Annotated in this window: 6 protein-coding genes; 2 read left to right on the top strand and 4 right to left on the bottom strand. The window is 61.7% G+C overall.

Translation table 11 applies throughout. The features are described from left to right. Positions 1-111 precede the first annotated feature (111 nt). The 4 genes from speA to CI807_RS09830 all read right to left on the bottom strand — a co-directional run bounded on the left by speA (position 112) and on the right by CI807_RS09830 (position 4,463). Entirely contained in the window at positions 112-2,025 is a 1,914-nt protein-coding gene (speA, locus tag CI807_RS09845) for an arginine decarboxylase (protein ID WP_095014537.1), read from the bottom strand. Positions 2,026-2,168: 143 nt separating this feature from the next. Further along, entirely contained in the window at positions 2,169-2,540 is a 372-nt protein-coding gene (locus tag CI807_RS09840; protein WP_012722004.1) for a translation initiation factor Sui1, read from the bottom strand. Positions 2,541-2,856: 316 nt separating this feature from the next. After that, positions 2,857-3,393 (bottom strand): NUDIX hydrolase, encoded by a 537-nt coding sequence (locus CI807_RS09835; RefSeq protein WP_095014536.1) that lies wholly within the window; start codon positions 3,391-3,393, stop codon positions 2,857-2,859. 2 nt (positions 3,394-3,395) lie between these two features. After that, a complete protein-coding gene (locus CI807_RS09830) occupies positions 3,396-4,463 on the bottom strand; it encodes a DUF2333 family protein (protein ID WP_095014535.1) in 1,068 nt (355 codons plus the stop codon). A 234-nt stretch (positions 4,464-4,697) separates the two neighbouring features. Here CI807_RS09830 and CI807_RS09825 point away from each other — a divergent pair, with 234 nt between their 5' ends. Together CI807_RS09825 and CI807_RS09820 are read left to right on the top strand one after the other, a co-directional pair. Next, positions 4,698-6,368, top strand: coding sequence for a PleD family two-component system response regulator (locus CI807_RS09825; protein WP_095014534.1), 1,671 nt, complete (start codon positions 4,698-4,700; stop codon positions 6,366-6,368). 53 nt (positions 6,369-6,421) lie between these two features. Next, complete coding sequence (locus CI807_RS09820; RefSeq protein ID WP_095014533.1) at positions 6,422-8,383, top strand: methyl-accepting chemotaxis protein; 1,962 nt, start codon at positions 6,422-6,424, stop codon at positions 8,381-8,383. The last annotated feature ends 224 nt before the right edge of the window (positions 8,384-8,607 follow it).

The raw sequence follows: 8,607 nt of genomic DNA, 5'->3' as shown, positions 1-8,607 counted from the left end.
CTCACTGTAGGAGCGAGCTTGCTCGCGAAAAACCCGCAGGCGACGCGGGCATTCTGGCTGCCCGCGTTATCGTTAACGTTCTTCGCGAGCAAGCTCGCTCCTACAGGGGAATCAGGAGGACAGGTACGAAGAGCGCGTCAGGCCCAAACGCAGCGCATCCAGGAACTGGGTACGCTCCGACGCACTGATCTTCGCGCTCGCACACTTGTCACGGTAATGCGTCATCAACTCCTCCGGCGACAAGTGCACATAACGCAGCATGTCCTCGATGGTGTCATGGGTCTCGATACCGGCGCTGTACACCGAACCGTCTTCACGCTGGTAGATGTTCACCGAGTCGGTGTCACCGAACAGGTTGTGCATGTCACCCAGGATTTCCTGGTAAGCACCGACCAGGAAGATCCCCAGCAAGTAGTCCTCGCCTTCGTTCAAGGCGTGCACCGGCAGGCTGGTCTCGATGGACTGCTCGTCGACGTATTGTTTGATCTTGCCGTCGGAGTCACAGGTCAGATCCTGCAATACCGCACGGCGCAGCGGCTCTTCGTCGAGGCGGTGCAGCGGCAGGATTGGCAATACCTGGCCGATGGCCCAGGTGTCCGGCAGGCTCTGGAACACCGAGAAGTTGCAGATGTACTTGTCGGCCAGCTTGTCGTTGAGTTCGTCCAGCACCTGGCGGTGCGAGCGCTGACGGGCTTTCAACGAGTTGTGCAGGCGGCGGCACACGGCGAAATAGCACTGTTCGGCCAGGGCTTTCTCGGCCAAGGTCAGCTTGCCATCGGCGTACTGGGTGGCCACGTCGCTCATGTAGTGGGTGGCGCGCCAGTAGGTTTCGGTGACCATCTCGATGTCGGTCGGACCCAACAGGTCCACCAGCCATTGCACGGTTTCGGGCAGGGCTTCCTTGTTCTCGATGGTCGGGATTTCGTCGTTGTGTTTCTCGACGTCGGTCACCTGCACCACCAGCATGGCGTGGTGGGCGGTCAGGGAACGGCCGCTTTCGGAGAAGATGTTCGGGTGCGGCAGGCTCTGCGCGTCGCAGAATTCCTTGAGCATACCCACGACCACGCCGGCGTAGTCGTCCATGTCGTAGTTGATGGAGCTGGCGTTACGCGAGTGCGTGCCGTCGTAGTCCACGCCCAGGCCACCGCCGACGTCGATGTGGTCCACCGGCAGGCCAAGGTTGCGCAGCTCGCCGTAATAACGGATGGCTTCCTTGAAACCGTGCTGGTAGTCGGCCAGGTTGGCGATCTGCGAGCCCATGTGGAAGTGCAGCAGGCGGATGCCCTGGTCCAGGCCCGCCGCGCGGAAGCGCTCGACCACCGACAGCAGTTGCGCCGCCGACAAACCGAACTTGGATTTTTCGCCGCCGGTGTCCGCCCACTTGCTCGATGCCAGCGACGACAAACGCACGCGCAGGCCGACCTGTGGCTTGACCTTGAGGCTGGCGGCCTCTTCGATCACCAGTTCAACTTCGGATTCTTTCTCGATCACGATGAACACGTTGTGGCCGAGCTTCTGGCCCATCAGCGCGAGGCGGATGAACTCACGGTCCTTGTAACCGTTGCAGACGATGGTGCCGCCCTTCGGCGCCAGGGCCAACACGGCCAGCAGCTCAGGCTTGGAGCCGGCTTCCAGGCCGATGGACACGTTCTGGGTGGCGATGATGTTCTCGATCACCGCTTCCTGCTGGTTCACCTTGATCGGGTACAGCGCGGTGTACTTGCTCTGGTATTCCAGGCGTTCGATGTTCGCATCGAAGGCGCCGGTCAGTTGGCGTACGCGGTCTTGCAGAATGTCAGGGAAGCGCACCAGCAGCGGCAACGACAGGCCGCTCTTACGCAACTCGTCGACTTGTTCGTACAGGTCGACCGGCGTGCTGTTCGGGCCGTTCGGACGGACTTCTACGCGACCGGCTTCATTGATCGCGAAATACCCGGCCCCCCAATGGCGAATCCCGTAAACACTGCGGCTGTCCGCAACTGTCCATTGGCTGCCATCGTCTTTGCGTGTGCGTCGTACGGACATCGAAGTCCCCTATAAATGAAGTCGAAGGCACCGCCCCTATCAGAGGCTGGCGCAGTCTAAAGAATGAAAATGACGATTTGCCTGCGTGCAAGGTAGGACCCCACGCGCAGGACAGAGTTTAGACACAGGTCGGGAAGAGGCTTTCAGCCGCCGGACTTCTTGGCCTTGTACCCGAGCTTGATCAGCTCGGCCAACAGCAACTCGACGTGATCGCCCTGAATCTCGATGACGCCGTCTTTCAACGCGCCTCCGGTGCCACAGCGCTTTTTCAGCGTGGTGGCCAGTTCCTTCAGGGCCTCTTCGGCCAACGGCACACCGGTGATGGTGGTCACCGTCTTGCCGCCACGGCCTTTGCTCTCGCGGCGTACGCGGGCAATACCGTCGCCTTCAGGGATCAGGGTCTGTTTGCAGGTACACGAATCCACGGGCTGGCGACAGTCCGGGCAGTGTCGACCTGCATCGGTGGAAAATACCAGGCCACCAAGGGCGGCGAAGGATGCGGCTTTTTTGGCCACCGGCAATCCTCTTGGGAGGATGAAGACTGATCGGCACCCGCAAAGCGGTGAACCGACCGCGAAGCCCCACTCAGGCAGGGGCAGCGCTACCGAACCGCCAAGGTCAACCCTACCTGTAGGAGCGAGCTTGCTCGCGAAGATCGCCAACGATGACACGGGCATTCAGGATGTCCACATCGCTCTTGCGTTTTTCGCGAGCAAGCTCGCTCCTACAGTGATTCCGGGGTGAAACAATGGTGGTTCGGGTGAAAAGTCGCGCAGTGTAACCACAAAAAGCCGACTTGCTAAGAGCCAAATGGCGCCAATTTATGCAACTTTAGCGACGCAAGGCCAGATAACGACGCAACCCTTCCTGGGCATCCGGGCAGTAAGGCTTTTGCCCAGCCTCCTGCAGGACCGTTTCAAGGGGTAAAAAGCGCGCTTCCATGACTTCTTCCGGCTGCAAACGCAACGGCCCGTCCCAAACGGCAGAGTAGGAGGTGCACCAGAGCCGACTGTCGCCATCCTCGAAGTAGAAATGGTCATGTTCGACCAATTCCACTCCACCAACACCCAGCTCCTCCTCCAACTCGCGCGCCGCCGACACGGCATACGACTCTCCCGCCGCCACCATCCCACCCGCCGCCGTGTCCCAGAAACCGGGGTACAAGGCTTTGCTCAGGGTGCGCCGATGCACACACAGCTCACCCTTGGAATTGAACAGGAATATGAAGGTGCAACGGCCGATCAGGCCGCGCTGGCGAAGGTCGGACCTGACGAGGTGACCGAGCAGGTTGTCCTGCTCGTCGACCCAGCAGATCAGTTCGGCATCGGAAGCCGCGCGGTGGGCGGCCTCCATTTGGGTAGCGTCCATCATCAACCCTGATTGAGGAGCTGACGCAAGTCGATCACTGCAGCGTTGGCCCGGGAAATGTAGTTAGCCATGACCAACGAGTGGTTGGCCAGAACGCCAAAACCACTGCCATTGAGGATCATCGGGCTCCACACAGGCTCTTGCGACGCTTCCAGCTCACGAATGATCTGGCGCACGCTGACCGTGGCGTTCTTCTTGGCCAGCACGTCGGCAAAGTCGACTTCGATGGCGCGAAGCAAGTGTGACAAGGCCCAGGCCTGGCCACGGGCTTCGTAGAACACGTTGTCGATCTGCATCCATGGGGTTTCCACCACTTCTTCATCGACCTGCGGCACTTCACCCGGCGCCAAGGCTTCGGTTTTCAGTGCGGTGTTCAGTTTCACCCGGCCGACGCTGGCCGACAGGCGTTGCGACAGCGAGCCCAGGCGAGTGGCGACGTCGCCCAGCCAGTTGTTCAGGTTGTCGGCACGTGCATAGAACAGCGCGCCGCGCTGGTTCGGGTCGGACAGGCGTGCTTCGTAGCGGCTCAGGGAATTGATGCCTTCCTGGTACTCCGACTCACTGGACGGCAGCACCCAGCTCTTGTTGTCGAAGTTGAAGCGCGGCTCGGCCTTGGCCAGATCCGCGTCTTCGGCTGACTGCGACTGCGAGCGGGCGAAGTCTTTGCGCAGGGCGCGGGTCAGGTCGCGCACCTGCACCAGCACGCCGTATTCCCAGCTCGGCATGTTGTCCATCCACAAGCCTGGCGGGAAGCGGTCGTTGGAAATATAGCCACCGGGCTTGTTCAGCAAGGTGCCGACCACGGTCTTGAGGGTTTCGACCGTGGTGTAGCCCACCACCATCTGCTTGCCTTCCTTCTCAGCGGCCAGCTGGGCATTCTGCTGCACCGGAAACAGCGCCGGCTCTTCGCTCCAGTACCAGCCCAGGGCGCCGGTGACCAACAGGTACAGGCCGAGCACGGTGAGCACGGCGCGGCTCATCAGCACGGTACGAAAATAGCCGCGGTTGGCCGACTTGGGCTCAGGCGCGGGGCCTTTGGCGCTGCCTGCACGGTTTTTCCAGTCCAGCATGGCGATATCCTTTCAATCACTTGAGTTCAGGGCGTACGTTCAAACACTCCGACCACAACCCTACCGCATCGTGCCCGCCCGTGCGGGGCTTTTTACCGTGCGCGACCACCCAGTCAGCAACTGAATACTACTGAGACACAGTTTATTGACGTATGACACTCATCCTATTGAAAAGAGGTGCTAGCATAGAGCCATCAGTCGACCTCAGCATGCACCCTAACTAGTAGTCAGGATATGACCGAGCCAGAAGACCCCAGCCGTGAGCGTCTCAAGCAGCATTTTGCCCAGCGGGTAATTCATCAGGCACGTCAAATTCTTGAGATCTGGCAGCGCCTGCAACGCACCGAATGGTCCGGCGCCGACCTCTCCGAACTCAGCGAGGCCAACTTGCGCCTGCTGCGTTTTGCCGAGCGCTTCGAACAGCCGGAACACAGCCAGTTGGCGCGACACATCGGCGACTCCCTCAGAGCGGTGGACGAGAACCGGGGCCGACTGAGCAGCCACCTGATCACCGAACTCAACCGCTTGATGCAGCGCCTGTCCCGTACCGGCCTGCGCCAGGGCGACCAGCTCGAACAGACTTTCCTGCCGCCCATGCGCAAGCCGATCTACGTGATGCTGGCCGATCACGACCGCGCCGAGCGCCTGGCCAAGCAACTGGAATTCTTTGGCATGAGCGCCCAATCCCTGGACAGCGTGGCGGCGTTTCGCGCATCGATGGCCGAGCGCTTGCCCTCGGCCATTGTGATGGACGTGGATTTCTGCGGCGCCGGCCTGGGCCTCAAGCTCGCCGCCGAAGCCCAGGAAGGCCTGGAGCAAAAGTTGCCGCTGCTGTTTTTCAGCCTGCACGAAACCGACACCCCGACCCGCCTCGCGGCCGTACGCGCCGGCGGCCAGGAATTCCTCACCGGCACCCTGGAAGCTTCCAGCCTGCTGGAGAAGATCGAGGTACTGACCTGCGTCGCCCAGTACGAGCCCTATAAAGTGCTGATCATCGACGACTCGCGGGCCCAGGCGCTGCACACCGAGCGCCTGCTCAACAGCGCCGGCATCGTCACGCGCACGCTGATCGAGCCGATTCAAGCCATGGCCGAGCTGGCGGATTTCCAACCCGACCTGATCATCCTCGACATGTATATGCCGGCCTGTACCGGTACCGAACTGGCCAAGGTCATCCGCCATAACGACCGTTATGTGAGCGTGCCGATCATTTACCTGTCGGCCGAGGACGACCTGGACAAGCAACTGGACGCCATGAGCGAAGGCGGCGACGACTTCCTCACCAAGCCGATCAAGCCGCGCCACCTGATCACCACCGTGCGCAACCGCGCGGCGCGTGCGCGCAACCTCAAGGCGCGGATGGTGCGCGACAGCCTGACCGGCCTGTACAACCACACCCACATCCTGCAATTGCTCGAAGACTGCAGCTTCCGCGCGCGCCGCGAGAACAAGCCGTTGAGCTTCGCCATGCTCGATATCGACCACTTCAAGCGGGTCAACGACAGCCACGGCCACCCCATGGGCGATCGTGTGATCAAGAGCCTGGCGCTGTTTCTCAAGCAGCGCCTGCGCAAGACCGACTATATCGGCCGCTACGGCGGCGAAGAGTTCGCCATCGTCATGCCCGACACCGACCTGGAATCCGCGTGCCGGGTGCTGGATGAGATTCGTGGACGCTTTGCCGAAATCCACTACCCCGCCCAACCCCAGGATTTGTGGTGCACCTTCAGCGCCGGGTTGGTGGAGCTGTGCGACGGTTCCGACAGCCTGATGATGGCGGCTCAGGCCGACGAGGCGCTGTACCGCGCCAAGGATGCGGGACGCAACCGCGTGCAAGCTGCGCGCACGTCAAAGCAAAGTGCCACCTTTTCACCAGAATCCACTGATTCGGTCATAACCCTGTAATGAAAACGCAATAACTTCAGGCACTTATCTTTTGCTGTCGGTTGAAACCACGCATGCGCCTGAAGCTGCTGACCAATCTCAATACCCTTCTTCTTGTGGCCGTGTGCCTGGCGCTGGGCGCGACCCTGTGGTGGTCGCAGCGCGCGCTGGAACGGCCGTATTTGCTGATGGAACGCTACCTGGGCTTGTCCCAGACTTTCCAGAACCAAGCGGCGCGTAATATCGACGAGTACCTCGCCAGCGGCGACGCCCTGCGCTTGAGCAGCGCCAGCCAGAGCCTGGAAAACCTGTTGCAGCATCTGGATGAGTTGCCGGCGGACCTCGCGCAAAACCTGCGCCCGAGCCTGGTGGACCTCGATGCGTTCAGCAAGACTGACCTGCTGGCGGCCGGCAAGCTGGCCGGCGACCCGCAAGCCTTGTTGCTGCAGGCCGAGCGTGAATTAGGTGCGAACCTGGAGCAACTGAGTCAGTACGCCATCGGCGTGAATACTCCTGACGCCGTCCGCTATCTGCCGCCTTTGCTGGCTGCGTCGCAGCACCTGGGCAAACTGTCCCTGGCCCGCGACAAACTGGTGAGCAGCGGGCGCGCGGAACTGGCCGATGATGTGGAGCGCGAAGTCAGCAACATCCGCAGCCAAGCCGATGTGCTGGAACAACTGCCATTGCTCGGCGTGAAGGCCAGCGCCGAATCCAGCGCCGACGACTTTTCCGCACTGATGGGCCTGGAGAACGCCGAGAAAACCGAAGCCCAGGACACCGGCGTCGATCTCAAGCGTGAACTCAACAGCCTGCTCACCCGCTACCCCGCCGAACTCAAGCGCACCCGCGAACAGATCCAGCAGCGCACCGACCTGGCCGCCAAGACCCACCATAAAATCGACACCGTGCAACAAGCCATTGCCGGCCTGGAACCGGTGGTGCGCGCGCAGCACGGCAAGATCCAGGGCGAAGTGCGCCTGATGCAAGGCGTGATGATAGGCCTGATCCTGCTGATCGCACTGCTGATCGACACCCTGCAACGCCGCCTGGCACGGGTGCTGACCAACCTGGCACCGGCCCTGTCGACCTGGGCCGAGGGCGATTTCAGCCAGCCGATTGCCCTGGGCAAGACCAATCGCGAGTTGCACGACATTGAAGCCTCCTTGAACCGGCTGCGCGCCTATCTGGTGGATTTGGTGGGTACGATTCGCGGTAATGCCGAGGAAGTCGCCGGCAGTAGCCGCGCACTGGCCGAATTAAGCAGCGGCCTGCACGACGGCGCCGAACGCCAGGCGGGAGATACCGCGCAAATCCGTGATTCGCTGGGTGAGCTGGAAGCGACCATCCAGCAAGTCGCGGGTGATGCCAGCCAGGCGGCGGGCGCCAGCCGCAGTGCTGGCCAGGCGGTGGAACAGGGTCAACGCGTGATCGGCCTGAGTCTGACCGGGCTGCATGCCCTGGTGGGCGAAGTGCAGCAGAATGCGCAGATGATCGAAAAACTCGCCGAAGAATCCGCCACCATCGGTGGCGTGCTGACGGTGATCCGCTCGATTGCCGACCAGACCAACCTGCTCGCCCTCAACGCCGCCATCGAGGCCGCTCGCGCAGGTGAAGCCGGCCGTGGCTTTGCCGTGGTCGCCGACGAAGTCCGCTCCCTGGCCCAGCGCACCGCAGGCGCCACCGCAGAGATCCAGACCCTGATCGCCGGCCTGCAAAGCGCCGCCCATCAATCGGTGCAAGGCATGCGCGCCCAGGTCGAACACGCTGAGGCCACTGCCCAGCAAGCCCAGGCGGCGGACGGCGCGCTGGATGAAATCGTCGGGGCTATCCAGACCATTTCCGACACCGCCGTGCGCATCGCCGATGTGACGGCACAGCAGAGTGGCGCCGTCAGTGAGATTCGCGACAACAGCGAGCGGATTCACCAGTTGGGTGAGGATAACTTGCTGCGAATCGGCCAGGGCCGCAGCCAGGGTGAGCACTTGCTGGTGCTGGGTGGGCAGCTCAACACTGCCGTGCAGGCGTTTCGCGTCTGAACATCCACTGTACGAGCGAGCTTGCTCGCGAAGAACGCGCAGGCACCGCTTTAATCCAGACGCCCCGCGTTATCGTTGACGTTTTTCGCGAGCAAGCTCGCTCCTACACTGACCGAATCCGGCCTCACAGTCACAAATTTCGCGCTATCCTCGCTAATCGTGCTGCCTACTGCATAGAACTGGACAGTCACAAAGGCTTTGCGGCATAGTCGCCGGGTTCTGCC

The organism is Pseudomonas sp. NS1(2017), assembly GCF_002269425.1.
In the GTDB taxonomy this organism is placed as follows: Bacteria; Pseudomonadota; Gammaproteobacteria; order Pseudomonadales; family Pseudomonadaceae; genus Aquipseudomonas; species Aquipseudomonas reactans.
This window is presented reverse-complemented; position numbering and strand designations above follow the sequence as displayed.

Bases quoted from the DNA above. Each gene is read 5' to 3' on its own strand.
- CI807_RS09830 (WP_095014535.1), bottom strand. From the start codon at position 4,463: ATGCTGGACTGGAAAAACCGTGCAGGCAGCGCCAAAGGCCCCGCGCCT.
- CI807_RS09820 (WP_095014533.1), top strand. From the start codon at position 6,422: ATGCGCCTGAAGCTGCTGACCAATCTCAATACCCTTCTTCTTGTGGCC.
- speA (WP_095014537.1), bottom strand. From the start codon at position 2,025: ATGTCCGTACGACGCACACGCAAAGACGATGGCAGCCAATGGACAGTT.
- CI807_RS09825 (WP_095014534.1), top strand. From the start codon at position 4,698: ATGACCGAGCCAGAAGACCCCAGCCGTGAGCGTCTCAAGCAGCATTTT.
- CI807_RS09835 (WP_095014536.1), bottom strand. From the start codon at position 3,393: ATGGACGCTACCCAAATGGAGGCCGCCCACCGCGCGGCTTCCGATGCC.